Origin of the sequence: Haloferula sargassicola (assembly GCF_040362925.1) — a bacterium.
In the GTDB taxonomy this organism is placed as follows: Bacteria; Verrucomicrobiota; Verrucomicrobiia; order Verrucomicrobiales; family Akkermansiaceae; genus Haloferula; species Haloferula sargassicola.
Map to the genome: position 1 here is coordinate 100,635 of NZ_BAABRI010000019.1, position 13,222 is coordinate 113,856.

At 61.6% G+C, this 13,222-nt stretch carries 16 protein-coding genes; all 16 read left to right on the forward strand.

What is annotated here, in order from left to right; translation table 11 throughout:
- The first annotated feature begins 19 nt into the window (after window positions 1-19).
- The 16 genes from ABXH26_RS16065 to ABXH26_RS16140 all read left to right on the forward strand — a co-directional run bounded on the left by ABXH26_RS16065 (window position 20) and on the right by ABXH26_RS16140 (window position 12,987).
- Window positions 20-331 carry a hypothetical protein gene (locus ABXH26_RS16065; RefSeq protein WP_353568113.1) on the forward strand — a complete coding sequence of 104 codons (312 nt, stop codon included), beginning with the start codon at window positions 20-22 and terminating at the stop codon, window positions 329-331.
- 46 nt (window positions 332-377) lie between these two features.
- Entirely contained in the window at window positions 378-620 is a 243-nt protein-coding gene (locus ABXH26_RS16070) for a hypothetical protein (protein ID WP_353568114.1), read from the forward strand.
- Window positions 621-745: 125 nt separating this feature from the next.
- Complete coding sequence (locus ABXH26_RS16075; protein ID WP_353568115.1) at window positions 746-1,018, forward strand: hypothetical protein; 273 nt, start codon at window positions 746-748, stop codon at window positions 1,016-1,018.
- Between the two features lie 12 nt (window positions 1,019-1,030).
- Entirely contained in the window at window positions 1,031-1,423 is a 393-nt protein-coding gene (locus ABXH26_RS16080) for a hypothetical protein (RefSeq protein ID WP_353568116.1), read from the forward strand.
- A gap of 1 nt (window position 1,424) precedes the next feature.
- Window positions 1,425-4,160: a VirB4 family type IV secretion system protein gene (locus ABXH26_RS16085; RefSeq protein ID WP_353568117.1), complete on the forward strand. Its 2,736-nt coding sequence runs from the start codon at window positions 1,425-1,427 to the stop codon at window positions 4,158-4,160.
- Window positions 4,157-4,573, forward strand: coding sequence for a hypothetical protein (locus tag ABXH26_RS16090; protein WP_353568118.1), 417 nt, complete (start codon window positions 4,157-4,159; stop codon window positions 4,571-4,573). The genes ABXH26_RS16085 and ABXH26_RS16090 overlap by 4 nt, the downstream gene beginning before the upstream one ends.
- Before the next feature lie 17 nt (window positions 4,574-4,590).
- Window positions 4,591-5,415 (forward strand): TrbJ/VirB5 family protein, encoded by an 825-nt coding sequence (locus tag ABXH26_RS16095; RefSeq protein WP_353568119.1) that lies wholly within the window; start codon window positions 4,591-4,593, stop codon window positions 5,413-5,415.
- A 24-nt stretch (window positions 5,416-5,439) separates the two neighbouring features.
- Window positions 5,440-5,679, forward strand: coding sequence for a hypothetical protein (locus ABXH26_RS16100; protein ID WP_353568120.1), 240 nt, complete (start codon window positions 5,440-5,442; stop codon window positions 5,677-5,679).
- Between the two features lie 27 nt (window positions 5,680-5,706).
- Window positions 5,707-7,284 (forward strand): hypothetical protein, encoded by a 1,578-nt coding sequence (locus ABXH26_RS16105; protein ID WP_353568121.1) that lies wholly within the window; start codon window positions 5,707-5,709, stop codon window positions 7,282-7,284.
- A 6-nt stretch (window positions 7,285-7,290) separates the two neighbouring features.
- A complete protein-coding gene (locus tag ABXH26_RS16110; RefSeq protein WP_353568122.1) occupies window positions 7,291-8,013 on the forward strand; it encodes a hypothetical protein in 723 nt (240 codons plus the stop codon).
- The gene (locus tag ABXH26_RS16115) at window positions 8,010-8,942 is read left to right on the forward strand and encodes a hypothetical protein (RefSeq protein WP_353568123.1); all 933 of its coding nucleotides are present in this window, start codon (window positions 8,010-8,012) and stop codon (window positions 8,940-8,942) included. Before ABXH26_RS16110 ends, ABXH26_RS16115 begins: the two co-directional genes overlap by 4 nt.
- Window positions 8,939-10,159, forward strand: a complete 1,221-nt coding sequence (locus ABXH26_RS16120; protein WP_353568124.1) for a TrbI/VirB10 family protein — start codon at window positions 8,939-8,941, stop codon at window positions 10,157-10,159. Before ABXH26_RS16115 ends, ABXH26_RS16120 begins: the two co-directional genes overlap by 4 nt.
- Before the next feature lie 11 nt (window positions 10,160-10,170).
- A complete protein-coding gene (locus ABXH26_RS16125) occupies window positions 10,171-10,899 on the forward strand; it encodes a hypothetical protein (RefSeq protein ID WP_353568125.1) in 729 nt (242 codons plus the stop codon).
- Window positions 10,900-11,048: 149 nt separating this feature from the next.
- Window positions 11,049-11,981, forward strand: coding sequence for an AAA family ATPase (locus ABXH26_RS16130; protein WP_353568126.1), 933 nt, complete (start codon window positions 11,049-11,051; stop codon window positions 11,979-11,981).
- Window positions 11,982-12,003: 22 nt separating this feature from the next.
- Window positions 12,004-12,333 (forward strand): hypothetical protein, encoded by a 330-nt coding sequence (locus ABXH26_RS16135; protein WP_353568127.1) that lies wholly within the window; start codon window positions 12,004-12,006, stop codon window positions 12,331-12,333.
- A gap of 381 nt (window positions 12,334-12,714) precedes the next feature.
- The gene (locus ABXH26_RS16140) at window positions 12,715-12,987 is read left to right on the forward strand and encodes a hypothetical protein (RefSeq protein ID WP_353568128.1); all 273 of its coding nucleotides are present in this window, start codon (window positions 12,715-12,717) and stop codon (window positions 12,985-12,987) included.
- The last annotated feature ends 235 nt before the right edge of the window (window positions 12,988-13,222 follow it).

The window sequence follows — 13,222 nt, forward strand, 5'->3', positions numbered from 1 at the left end:
CACAGTTTCCGCACTAATTATGGCTACCACCACGAAACCTGCCTCCAGCAAGCGTTCCACCGAGCGTGCGCCGGGGTCGTTGCAGCTTTTCACCAGCAGCGAGGCCCGTCGGGATTGGAAGAAAGTCACCGAGCGTGCGCTTGCCGGTGAAAAGGTCGCCATTCTGATCGGAAAGCGTGCCGTCGCCCTCCGGCCGGTCGAGTTGACCTACGCCGAGGAAGAGTATGGAGTGGGCGAAACCGAACTGCATGGCAAAGCCCAGGAAATCCTCAAGCGGGCGCGGAAGGAACGCGCCGAAGGCAAAACCGGCTCCGGTTCCAACCTCCTGTGAGGTCCAGACGACGACAGCCTTCAAGCGAGCCGTCAAAAAGCTCAAGTTGAGCGAGGAGGAGCGGAAGGATCTGATCGCACGGCTTCTAGAAGTCGGCGAGCAGTTCGGCAAACCTCACCAGCACCAGGGGCTGGGAATCCGCGACCTGGGAGGCGACATCTACGAATGCCGTAGCGGTCTCGACGTGCGGCTGGTGTTCGTCAAGGACGGCACCACCAAGCCGCCGACGCTCTACTTCGACATGATCGGGAATCACGATGACGTGAAGCGCTACTTGAAGCGGAGATAAGCTTTTTTCATGGATATATGCGTCCGGGGGGATTGACAGAGGGCGCTCCGGCGTCTGGAGTTTCACGCGTGCAACTTGCGCGGTTTCTCGCGCCTGATCCACTGAACCATCTAATCCAACCAACCATGAATCACGTTCTATCCGCAGGGAATATTCTCGCCGCCGGGTTTGTCGAAGGCCTCTCCAAAGGCCTTGGAATCATCATGCTGATCGGCTTCGTTTACGGGGTCATCAAGATCATCGGCGGTGCCGCCAACTACAGCAAGGACCCGGATGGATCAAAGCAGAGTATTGTCGCCGGACTGATGATCGCCGGAGCGGTGGCCCTGATGACGATCCTATTCACCGCTTTCGGCCTCGATATGGGCGGGCTCACTCCGGACACCGACGGACTGTAACGGGAAACAGTTGTGGCGAGCCATTCGACGGACCGCGAGGTCGCGCTGGTATCGGTCGATACCAACAGCGCGGACGATTCCAAGGGGATTGCTTTCGGGCTTTCCGGCAACCTGTTCCTGCCGGTGATCGCCTCGGGAGTCGTGAGCATCGTGCTGGTGACGATCCTGCTTTGGTCCCAGGCGTTCGGAATCGTCGGATCGGTGGTGTTCGGAGCGCTGCCCTTCGCGCTCACCCTGTTGTTGGTGACGACCTTTTTCCAAGGCAAGCCGCCGCACTACGCGGGGGACTGGTTTGAGTCGCTCACCTCGGATGGATGCTTCGTCCGCCATTCCTACGGGCAGCCGATGCACCCGCTGGAGAAGGCCTTGAAACAGGTGGCACGGAGAAAGAGCCGGAAGAACTGAAATGGAGAGCATTCCCAACGGTCACTTCGTCGACGGGCTGGTCTGGTACGACCTGCCGAGAGGCGACGCATTGCTTGCGAAAGGATTCCGGATCGAACTCGGCGACCTTTCGGGCGCGAGCGTTGAAGTGCTCAATTCCTTCCACGCGGCGATGACGAACCTCCTTTTCGGTCTTCCGGACGGGGTCACCCTTCAGAGCCAGTGGCGGGTGAGCAGCGACTACCGTGACGCACTTGAGCCGTACCACGCCGAAACGCTGGGGAAGTCCGACAACCGCTGGACGCGGTTCGTTCGTGAAGAACTCTACTATCGGCTGACCGAGCAGATGGAGCGCGGGCAGCTCCGGAGGGAAGAGCACGTTCTCTGGTTCTCCCGCCACGTTAGCACCGCGTTGTCGAAGGTTTTTACCCACGAGAACGCGGTGAGGGATCACATCGCGCTTCTGATCGAGCGCGAGTCGAAGGCTTTCGAGAACCTGCACCGGACCTTGCAGCAGGGCTTCGGATCGTTCGCGCGGGTGGTCGCGATGGACGACGAGGACCATTTCCTCAACTACCGGAACCTGCTTAATCCGTCGCTGCTTCAGCAGGACAGAGGTAAGGCGCTTGCCGAGTTCGACCCGGACGCGAGCATCCAGGAACTCACGTTCCGCAGCGACGGGGTCGCGATCAATGCCGAGGAAGCGAGCTTCCATTTCGCCGGACAGTATCACGCGCTGTTCACCATCTCGCGCTGGCCGCAGCGGGTGCGTCCGCTCGACATGCTTTCGCTGACGCGCCTGCCGTTCAACGACTACGTCATCACGACCAACCTGTTGCCGAAGAACACCCGCGCGGAGATCGCGAAGGAAGAGAAGATGATCGAACGCCTGGAAGGGGACATGCGGGCCGAAAGCCGCCGCTCTCTTCTAACGGCCAAAGTCCGCAAGGAAAAGAAGGTGGACGAGCTGGCCGGAGGCTACACCCGTCTTTTCTCCGCGCTGCAGGTGGTCCGGGTTTGGGACCGGAGCCTGGAGGGACTGGTGTCGAAAGCCGAAGCGATCAAGGCCGCGATTTCCGACATGGGGGCGCAGTATTACCACGCGACCCGCGCCGCATCGGCCCGCAGCCTGTTTTTCCAGACATGGCCGGGGTGGACACGTTCGAAGTATCGGGGCTTCGACCTGGAGGCCTCGAATCACGCGCTGGCCGCGCTGATCCCGTTCTCATCCACCTTCACCGGCCACCTCGACAAGGCCGAGGCACTTTTCCACGGCTCGGGCCGCAACGTCATCGGTGTCCGGACCTTTTCCGGTTCGACGCCCCAGCACATGCTGGTGATCGGCGGAACCGGCGCGGGCAAATCGGTGTTCATGAACGCGCTGATGAGCCAGACCGAGCAGCAGTTCCACCGGACGGTCATCATCGAGGAAGGATTCTCTTACGCGACCTACACGCAGACGCTGGGAGCTTCGCCGATCGTGCTCCAGCTCGATGGCGAGCTGACCTTGAACTACCTCGATACCGGAGGCCTTCCCTTGAGCCATCACCACATCGGATCGGCGGCCGCACTGTGCCTGAAGATGATCGGTGCCAGTGACAGTGAGGACACCAACAAGCGGCGGCTCGGACAGCTCGGCGAATACATCAACCGTCTCTATGCCGACGCGGCCGCGGACTGGATGATGGGCAACGAGGGCGAAATCCCGGCGCTCCAGCGGCTCGGCTTCGCGCTCGATCGCTACCGCACCGAGCGCATGCCGAACGGCGCGACCTTCCTCGACACCTACCTTGCCTTCGCCGAATGGCGCCGGGAGGACACGGAGGAAGCAACGGATTACGAATCCTCGTTCGACGAATCGGAGATCGTCCGCTGGACCAGTTCCCGCGACGGCGAACGCCTTTGCCGCGACCTGATCTTTTCGCGCTGGAAGCACGAGGACTACGAAAACCTGACCCATCACAGTCTCTACATGGCCTTGCGCTACGGCGTGATGGCCCACCACGACCGGGCGGAAATCAACTACCTCGCCGACATGCTCGGCACTTGGACGCGCGAGATCGGCCAGCGCGGGAAGTTCTTCGACGGAGTCTCGAACATCGACCTCGATCAGCGGGTGCTTCACTTCGAGCTGTCGATGATTCCGGAGAATGCCCGGGACTTCAAAGAGGCTGCGGGCTTCCTGCTCAACAACACCGTCCGGCACCTCATCATGACCGATCCGCGTTCGTGGAAGAAGCGGATCATCTTCGAGGAAGCACCCCGGTTTTTCGGGGTTCCGGGAGGTGAGGAAATCGTCGCGTCCAGCTACGCGACCTACCGGAAGTATGCGACCTGGCTGGTGACCGTCTGCCAGCAGATGCAGCAGATTCCCGAGAAAATCCGTCCGGTCCTGTTCGGCAACAGCCAGACCAAGATTGTGTTCCGCCAGAAATCGACCGCCGACCTGGGGCTGATCGCCTCCGAGTTGAAAATGCCGCCGGTGACCGTCGAGTCGATCCGGACCTACCCGAGTCCGGAGCACCTTCCACCGCACGACCGCTATTCGGCCTGCACCTATTGGGCGGAGGACGCCGACCGCGCCGTCAACGGGACGCTGCGCGTCTATGCCTCACCCGAAATGCTCTACTGCGCGTCCTCCGATGGCGACCTCTACGAGGAACGATCGAAGGCGCTCCGTCGCTACGCCGACGTGACCGAGGGCATCCTCGAGGAAACCGCGCTCAAGCGCCGCCAACAAACCGCTTCCACTTCATGAAATCCATCCTCCTATTCCTTCCATTGCTGGCCCTGTGTTCGTGCTCCGCGACGAACGGTCGCAAGGCGCTCAACTATGCTCTTGGAGCCGGTGCCGGCACCGCGGCGGGCTACGGCCTGAGTGACGGAGATCCCTTGTGGACCGCTGCCGGTGCTGTCGGCGGCATCGCCCTCGCCGCCGGAGCCAACGCGCTCCAGGACAAGGAGAATGAGGAAGCCGTGATGAAAGGCTACACCGCCGGGAAGGTGGACGCGATCAAGAGCCACTACTGGATGCTCCAGGCGAACCAGGAACGCAACGATGCCGGAGGCTACGGCGTCACCAACACCTACGACGTGGTCGTTCCGGGCGGCGTGGATCCCGAAGGAATCCGCCGCGTTCCGCGCCACGCGACCATCAGAATCGTCGAATAAACAACAAACATCATTTCATGAGAACACCCGCCATTCTGAAAGTTCTCGCGGTCCTGATCGGACTCGCGACCGCCTCCCGCGCCCAGATACCGGTGACCGACTACGCTTCGATCATCCAGAACCAAACCAACTGGATTACCGAGCTTGCCCAATGGACCGAAAGCCTCGGCAACGACGCGAGCCAGATCAGCAACCAGGTCGAACAGATCGTGAACCAGTATGAGCAGATTTCACAGCTCGACAGCTACCTCGAGCGTTTCGGCGATCCGTCCTCGCTGGCGGGCCTGATGGACATCGAGTCCGCCGTCGAGAATGCCAGGCTGACCGGGATCCTCGAATCGTATGGCGAAACCGTTGAAGGTGCAGCCGGGGATTACTCACTTACGCGGACAGGCGGCGGAATCCACCGCGCCGCTCCGACCACGTTGGCCGACGGCACCGCCATCGAGCGCGACGTGGAAGCCTATCGGAAGTTCGCCGTGCATGACGAAGTGCGGGACCGCTACGCCGCCAAAAGCGAGGACTACCGCACCGCTCGCGAGGGTTTGCAGCAGCAGGTTGAAACGACCATGACCGACCTCGATAGCGCTCCGGACGACGCGACGGTCGCCCGATTGACCGCGAAGCTGAACGGCCTCAATGCCCAGATGGAGCAGCTCTATCAGGAGCAGGCCATTTCCGCCGCCGAGAGCACCATCACGGCCAACGATCTTGAAGTGACCCGCCGCCGCCAGGAGCAGGCTGCGGCCGAGGCCTTCGACCAGCAGCATGAGAAAGCGATGGATGAAGCGACCCAGCTTACATTCCCCGAGCCGCAGCCGGCTGGTCCACTCCGCTACTGAACTCATTCCCAAACCACCAAAATCATGAAAACAAACGCCCTCTTCATTCTTCTTGCCGTCTTGCCGCTCGCTTCGTGTCGCGATCAGGAGGACGAGCAGCGGCAGAAGGAGATCAACGCGGCAAAGGCGTTCGACGAGCAACACGACAAGGCCATGAAGGACGCGACCAAGATCAACTACCCGGAACCGAAGCCGGCGGGTCCGATTCGCCAGGGCATGCCGACAATCAAAGAGGAATCCACCGACGAGGAATCCGGCTCGTAATCAGACAGAACGCCCTTCGGATCGCTCATGTTGCTTGCCGCCACAGGTTCAAACCCGTCGGGGTTGTGGGAAAAACTGCTGGAGTTCTTCACGAGCTTCGAGCGGATGTTTCCGGGTTTTCTCGATGCCATCGAGACCGCCCGGATTCCCTTCGTCACACTCGCTTTCGTGCTCATCACGTGGAGCCTGATCCGGAGGCTTTCGTCGTTTTCGCACGACCCGTCCCACAATCTCAAGGCGGTAACCAAAGCCGTGGTTCTGACGGGAATGGTGGCACTGTCGATGCCGTTGCTTCAGTTGACCGCCGACGGCTTCAACGACCTCGCGACCTCAGTCGGCTATCGTGGATCCCCGGCCTTCCTGCAGGAGAGTATCGAGGAGGCGATCGTCGCCTACACTCACACCGCGCTCGAAGAACAGGAAGGAACCGGAGGCGGGGAAGTCCAACACGGAATCCTCTACTACATTTTCCATCCGGGCGAGGCCGTCCAGGACGGTTCGTCGGGTGTGGTGAACGCCTTCTACGGGATGGTGGTCCAGCTTGTAATTTTCATTCTGACGGCCTTCTACAAGCTGGCCCAGCTCGTCATGTGGGTGTTCTGGCTGATCCAGCAATTCATCGTCCACTTCTCCTCGATCTTCCTGCCAGCTTTCGTCGCCATGATCGGCGTCGGAGCCGTGTCGAACATCGGCTACCGCTACATCATGGGTTTGATCGGAGTGCTCGCGTGGCCGCTTGCATGGGCATTCGTCAATGTCGGCACCGAGGGCCTGATGAACGCCGCCGCCGAAACGATCAACAACGCCGGGGGATGGGACATCGGGTCGTATCTTTGGGCCGGGGCGATCATCCTCTGTCTGCCGGTGTGGATCATTTTCGGCTACCTCTTCGGGCCATTCATGATTCAACGCATGGTCACGACCGGCGCGAACGCGGCACAGTCGATGATCGGCAACATGGCGGCGATGGGAACCCGCACGGTTGGTGCGGGGGCGACCTTGGGAGCCGCCGCTCTCGCAGGGGGCGGTTCAGGAACGTTGCTTGGCGGTGCCGCCGCATCGGGAGGAGGCAGCGGAGCAGGGGAGGGAACCGATGGCAGCGTATCCCGCGCCGCCTCGCGTGGAAGCGAGGTTTCGGACGGTGTCTCCGGATTGGCCGGATCGTATGAGTCGTCTCCGAGCCCTTCCCCTTCATCGGGCGGGAGCCACGGAGGCGATCAGGGGAAGAAGGCCCGCCGTGCCGCGATGAATGCCGGCATGGTCGCGGCGGTCGCCGGGACAGTGGCATCCGCGTTCGACGATGTCGCCCAAGAAGGCGGAGCCAGCGCATCCGGCGGAAAAGGTCAGGCTCTGCTTCGAGGAGCAGCCGCGCTGCCAGCGATCGGGGCGATGTCGATCACCAGCCAGGCGAAATCGCGAGCCGCTTCGATGGCTCCGGTGTCCGGCGGCGGCTCCGGACCCGCCGTTTCCGACGAGGGCGGCGGCGATCTTTCTCCCCATGTCACCACTTCCAGCCGCCGGGCGCGAGCTTCGCTCGCTTACCTGCCGACCCCGGCCAACGACGAACCCTCATCTCCCGTCCGCAGACGACCGCCTTCCGCCTGATCTCCGATGCCTGATCCCGAACTCATTGAAATTCCCGTCCCGGCCAAACGACCGGAAAAGCCGAAAGGCATCGTGCAGCTTGTCGCCGCGTGGCGTGACCGTCGCTTGTTGGTCGCCCTGGTGCTGATCCTGATCGTCACCAATGCGGCGGTTCCAATCGCGCTGGTCGCACTTCTCTACCGGACACAAATTGTGCTGGTTGCCGATGAGGGCGGCAACCTTGTGGTCGGCCCCGGACTGGATTTCTCGGACGCGAACAAGGTTCACACGACCTGTGCGATTCTGGCGACCAAGGCGCTCCTGGACCGCAACCCGACCGGCTTCGACACGCCGGAGCTGGTGAACAACTTGTATTTTAGCGATTCGCTAAAACAGGCGGAAAAGGAACTGAAGGACGCGCTTCCCGACCTGAAACTCAAGTCGATCCACCAGAAGGCCGAGATTTCGAAAGTGGACGTGGTGAGCGTGCGCCAGGCGGGGAAAATCCAGATCTACTACATCAATGTGGCCGGCCAGGTCATCCGCGACGGTCGGGTTTCGGGAACCCCGATTCGCGAAGTCGATAACTTCCGCATCCAGTTCGAATGCTGGCGGAATCCCCGGCTCACCGAGAACGGCCGCTATCCGCTGGTGGTCGCAAAATACAGCTACCTTCAGCTCGAACCAGCGAATCCCAATTCGGTCAGAGTGCCGACGGAAACCACCTCAACCGATCCGGCCGCAAGATGACTTCCAAATTGATCAAAAGGGCGGCCGTCGCGGTCGCCCTCGGGACCGCGACGCTATCCGCCAAGGAATCCCAGCCGGTGATCGACCACCGCACCCTCGATGCGGATGTGGTTACGGTCATCCCCACCGCGCCGGGAATTACCACGACTCTGGTATTTCCGGAGCCGATCACGGGCATGGACGGCGTCGGTATGAGTGCTGATCCGAACGCCGAAGGCGCTCTGTTCAACCTGTCCCACGCCCAGGGAGACGACACGTTTTCCGTCACGCCACTTCGACCCGACGCGCGGACCAACGTCAACGTGAGGGTGGGGGAGAAGATTTACGTGCTCCTGCTTCTCACCGATCCCGAACGCGCCCTGTTCAAACGGGTCTTCCATGATCCGCCGTTACCGGTGCCGACCCCGGAAGAGATGCTTGTTTCGAGGAGACCGGAAACGCGAGAGACGCTGATCGTCGCCCCGGCGCGGATGCTCGGCTTGATCGACAAATGCAAAGCCTACCCCGTGCTTCAAAGTTCCGATGCTACTTCGGTGGATGATCTTCAAAAGGGCAGGGGACCGTTTCCGATGTCGGACTCCGGCGACTACTCGATCACTCCGCTTGAGGTGTATCGAAAGGGCGAGTGGGACACTCTCGTGTTCAAGGTCGCCATCACCAACCAGACCGATCGCGAACTCTTCTACGATCCCGAATCGTTCGTCGTGCGTGCAGGCAGCGAGGCCTACACCCAGGCCATCGGCGATGCAGGCGGTCGCGTTGCCCCGAACACCTCCTCGCTCGCGTGGTTCGCCGTGACCGGCGACCAGGCGGAAGGCTCGAACAACCTCGATCCCGACAATCCGTGGCAGATCACGGTGAGACTTCTCGAAGAAGGTCCACCGCTGCTACCGCGGCGATCGGACCGCACCATCACCCCCAGCAAATGAGCAATCCCCGCAACATCATCGGCTTTTTCAAGAGCAAGCCCGGCATGACGGTGATCTTCATCGTGCTGCTGGTCGCGGGCCTCGGCGTGGCGAGCCAGTGGACCGCGAAGACCGAGGCAAAGAAAAAGGAAACGGCGGAAACCGCTCCGGCCTCCGAGATCCAGACCGACGAGATGGAAACCGAATCGTATCAGGTCAGCCGGGACTTCGCCCCGGCCTTCGACGACCCGAACGCACAGCGGGCACTACTCGCGAAGCAGGCCGATGAGAAACGCGAACGGGCGCGGAGCGAACCGCAGAAGGAGAAGAGCAAGCCGCCGAAACGCCTGCCGATCTCGATCTTGCAGACCGCCCCGGCCAAGCCGGAAGAACCGAAACAAGGGGCCGGCCAGTCCGCGCCCGTTAGCCCGTTGGTGAATTCCAAGGATGCTTTCGCACCCTACGGCCGCATGCTCCAGTGTGAGCTCGTGACCACCGTCGATTCGTCGAACATTTCGACGCCGGTTGTCGGTCTCGTGACGCGCGATCTCTACTGGAATCGCAAGCTCCTGATTCCCGCGAACTCCGAAGTTCACGCGATCGCCAATGCCGATCGTTCCCGCAACCGGATTGCGGTGGAAGGCCGCTGGGCGGTGGTTCTCGCCAAGGGTGGGATCTATCCGGAAGGCTCGGAACTGGTTCTCGATGGTGTCGCCCTCGACATGGACAAGGCACCCGATGGCCAGACCTTCGGCATCGCCGATGGCAGCGCGGGATTGCGCGGAAAGGTCCTGACCAACGAGGACGGACTGAACACGATCAAGCTCTTCACCGCGACCTTCCTTGCCGGTGCGGCAGATGGCGTGACCGAGCGCAACACCAACGCCTTCGGGAATTCCCAGGTGGTTCCATCGCTTGAAAGCGGAGCCCTCCAGGGCAGCCGCGAGGTGATGGAACGATACGCGGAGCGGATCCTCGAGCTGATCGAGCGGGATGGTGCCTACGTCCGTGTTCCAGCCGGAAAACAGTTCTACGTCTATATCCGCCAGCCGGTGCTGATGCGGCAGGCCCGGCTCGGTGCGACCCTCGCCGAGCAGGAGGTTTCGCCGCCGGTTGACGAACTTGCATTGAAACAAGCCCGCATCGACGAGCGCCGCCGCGAGATCGAGGCGACCCGCGCCGACGTGATGCGCCGGCTCGCCGAGGAATCCGCCGACCACAACCGCCGCAACCAGTGACCCATCCCAACATGAAACCCGTTCCGATCCTGATCGCCCTGTCGCTGTGCGGCTGTTCGACCGACTACATGCGAAACAAACACGACCGCCTTCATTCCCAATATGATTCTCCGCTGCCGCCTGGAACCGAGGTGCTTGAAGACATTCCGATGGAGTCGAACGCGGCGGTTGCCCGCGCCGCCGACTACAAGGCCTACCCCGTTTCCCGCTATGTCGATCCGGCCAACAAGGAGGTGATGCACGAACGCCACGTGATCTACCGCCGCGAGCGTCCGGAGACGTGGCGGCTTCGCCCCGACCCCGACAAGAAGATCCTGATCGGTCCGACCGTCGGTTTGCGCAACCCGGTCGCGTTGGATCGACCGGTTTCCCAGGAACTCAACGCCGAACTCAATCGCCAGCGGATCGTCACCAGGGAACTCATGACCCTCCGAGAAAACGCCGAGCTGGGCGACGCCAGGGCCCGGCAGTTGCTTGCCGCGGCTTCGAAGATGGACCGTCAGAGCGACGAGATGCTCGAACAGATCCGATCCTACAATTCCCAGCTCGCCGCGATGCGGACCGAGATCGACACGCTCAAACAGCAATCCCGACAATCCGCGCCAGCGGTGCCGGAGAATCCGGAGATCCCAGAAATTGAGGACGCAACCCCGAAGGGTGCGCCTTCCCTAATCAAACCCGAGGTAAGACGGGGCGAACTGCCGAAGGAGGGCAGTCCCGGAGGGATCAAGCCACGATGAGTGACGCGGAATTCAAGGCTCCGGACCTGACCAAGCTCGACGCCTTCCTCCGCGAGCGGATTCAAGGTCAGGATTTCGCCGCCTCTCGGGTGACCTCCGCCGTCCAGCGGGCCGAACTCGGCCTGCGGAAACCCAATCGGCCCAAGGCGGTGTTCCTGTTCCTGGGGCCGACGGGCGTTGGCAAAACAGAGACCACCCTCAATCTCAGCCGCTTTCTCCATGGCGACGAGTCCGCCGTCGCCCGTTTCGACATGGGCGAATACGGCCACGACGATTCCATCCAACGGCTATTGGGCGACTCGCGCGGCAGCCAGGGACTTCTCGGCGAGGCTATCGACGCCCGTCCCTCCGGGGGAATTCTTCTCCTCGACGAGATCGAGAAGGCGCACCCCCGCGTCAGCAAGGTTTTCCTCGCCGCGACAGATGCCGCCCGCGTGACCATGAGCACCGGCGAGACCAAGGATCTTTCCGAATGGTACATCATTTTCACCTCGAACCTCGGCAGCGCCGATGCGGTGAAAATGGAGGGGGTTCCCTATTCGATGCTCGAACGGACCGTGATGCAGGCCGCCACGGCCTTCTTCGCGCCGGAGACCATCGCGCGGTTTCAGCACAAAATCGTTTTCAATAGTCTTTCTTACGATATACAACGCTCCGTTGCCCTCGCGATGATTGACCGGGAATCCCGATTGATCGAACGGACGGCGACAGAGCGCTATCGAATCCCGGTCGGCGTTTCCCATGCTGCCGAGGTCGTAACTTTTCTCGTCCGCAGGGGTTACACGCGTGAAATGGGAGCCCGTCACATGCGGGACGCCATCGAGACCCACATGGGCGAACCGGTGGCCCGATGGATGCTCTCCACTGACAAACTGCACAGTCCCACCGAACTCCGGTTCACCGCACCACCGCAATCGGTCTCCTTGTCGCTCCATCCGGTCCTCAGGGAGGCCGGAACCATCCCCCGACATGGCAACGAAGACCCCCAAGAAAACGGCGAAGAAAGCTTCCAAGAAGCCGCCGAAAACCCAATCCGGCAATCCCTACCATTCGCTTCCGTCGAGATCGGCGAAACGTCGTAAGAACCATTGGAAGGTTCGACACGTGTCGTTCAAGCTCTACGACGAGGATGCCGTCCTGGTTGAGCAGTTGGCCGACACGAGTTCCTTCACCAACTTGTGCACCAACGTGTTCCGCAGCTACCACAAAGCCCAACAGGACTTCCTCAAGAAAGAAATTCCCCAGCTCACCGGTGAACCGGTTTCCGAGCCGGAGGTCGAACTCGCTTTGATTCCGATGCCTGCCGAGCTTTGGGAGGCCTATTTGGCGAAGGCAAAAGAGCTCACTGAGAAGACCGGCAAGGATGTCGGCTGTGAGGAGCTGATGCTTCGGACGCTGCTTTCGGCTGTCGAGCCAGCCGACCCCGAAGGATAGAGCAAGGGGTGGAGGATCGACGGGATGGAGGCCTCCAGGGTGAAGATTCCCCACGATCAAAAGACCGACGAAGCTTTCGTCTTCGATGCGGTGAACCGTGTCGCCTGAACGAACAGGTCATATCGCATTCAGGATCGCTTCGACGCGTCCGGAGTGGCAGTTGGTCCGGCTTGCGTTTCGTTCATGGCGCCGGAGGCCCGGGCGCGAGTCCTCGGGCGTGGCGACACTCGCGCCAGCAGAGCTGTCACTCGCGCAGCTATCACGCCCGGTGCCCCGCGTGACCCCGGCCCTTCCGGCGGTTTTCCGGCCGGAGGTCTCACCCTCTCCCTCGCCGAGTGAGGAGAGGGAATGATCCCTCCTTCGAAACCGGAAAACAACACCATGAACGAACCGAAATTCCCGCTTGGCCAGATCGTCACCACTCCCGCCGCGCTTGAAGCGATCGATCCCGAGGATATGCGAAGCAGTCTCGCGCGGCACGCCGCGGCCGACTGGGGCGACCTCTGTGAGGAGGACCGCACCGAAAACGAAATCTCCCTCCGCAACGATCTCCGGATTTTCTCGGTCTATCGTGATCGGAAGGGGGTGAAATTCTGGATCATCACCGAGGCCGACCGGTCATCCACGTGCATCCTGTTGCCGACGGATTACTGATCTGGCGGACGCCGGGGCCCCTCGCGGGTTCCCGGCTTTTTGTTGTACGGGCCGGGGGCCACTCGCCGCAGTTGACACGGGTCTTTTAGGTGAGCGTGGCGAATGAAAGTAAGCCCCCGAGCGACCGCCGTTGGGACGATCTCGGCGGACTCCGCTGACGTGTCAGGATCGCCGGATGTCACGGACACGTTACACCGATGAGGACAAGGCCCGCTTGCTCGGGGAGTTCGTAGCC

Bases quoted from the DNA above. Each gene is read 5' to 3' on its own strand.
- ABXH26_RS16065 (WP_353568113.1), top strand. From the start codon at position 20: ATGGCTACCACCACGAAACCTGCCTCCAGCAAGCGTTCCACCGAGCGT.
- ABXH26_RS16075 (WP_353568115.1), top strand. From the start codon at position 746: ATGAATCACGTTCTATCCGCAGGGAATATTCTCGCCGCCGGGTTTGTC.
- ABXH26_RS16085 (WP_353568117.1), top strand. From the start codon at position 1,425: ATGGAGAGCATTCCCAACGGTCACTTCGTCGACGGGCTGGTCTGGTAC.
- ABXH26_RS16090 (WP_353568118.1), top strand. From the start codon at position 4,157: ATGAAATCCATCCTCCTATTCCTTCCATTGCTGGCCCTGTGTTCGTGC.
- ABXH26_RS16095 (WP_353568119.1), top strand. From the start codon at position 4,591: ATGAGAACACCCGCCATTCTGAAAGTTCTCGCGGTCCTGATCGGACTC.
- ABXH26_RS16100 (WP_353568120.1), top strand. From the start codon at position 5,440: ATGAAAACAAACGCCCTCTTCATTCTTCTTGCCGTCTTGCCGCTCGCT.
- ABXH26_RS16105 (WP_353568121.1), top strand. From the start codon at position 5,707: ATGTTGCTTGCCGCCACAGGTTCAAACCCGTCGGGGTTGTGGGAAAAA.
- ABXH26_RS16110 (WP_353568122.1), top strand. From the start codon at position 7,291: ATGCCTGATCCCGAACTCATTGAAATTCCCGTCCCGGCCAAACGACCG.
- ABXH26_RS16115 (WP_353568123.1), top strand. From the start codon at position 8,010: ATGACTTCCAAATTGATCAAAAGGGCGGCCGTCGCGGTCGCCCTCGGG.
- ABXH26_RS16120 (WP_353568124.1), top strand. From the start codon at position 8,939: ATGAGCAATCCCCGCAACATCATCGGCTTTTTCAAGAGCAAGCCCGGC.
- ABXH26_RS16125 (WP_353568125.1), top strand. From the start codon at position 10,171: ATGAAACCCGTTCCGATCCTGATCGCCCTGTCGCTGTGCGGCTGTTCG.
- ABXH26_RS16140 (WP_353568128.1), top strand. From the start codon at position 12,715: ATGAACGAACCGAAATTCCCGCTTGGCCAGATCGTCACCACTCCCGCC.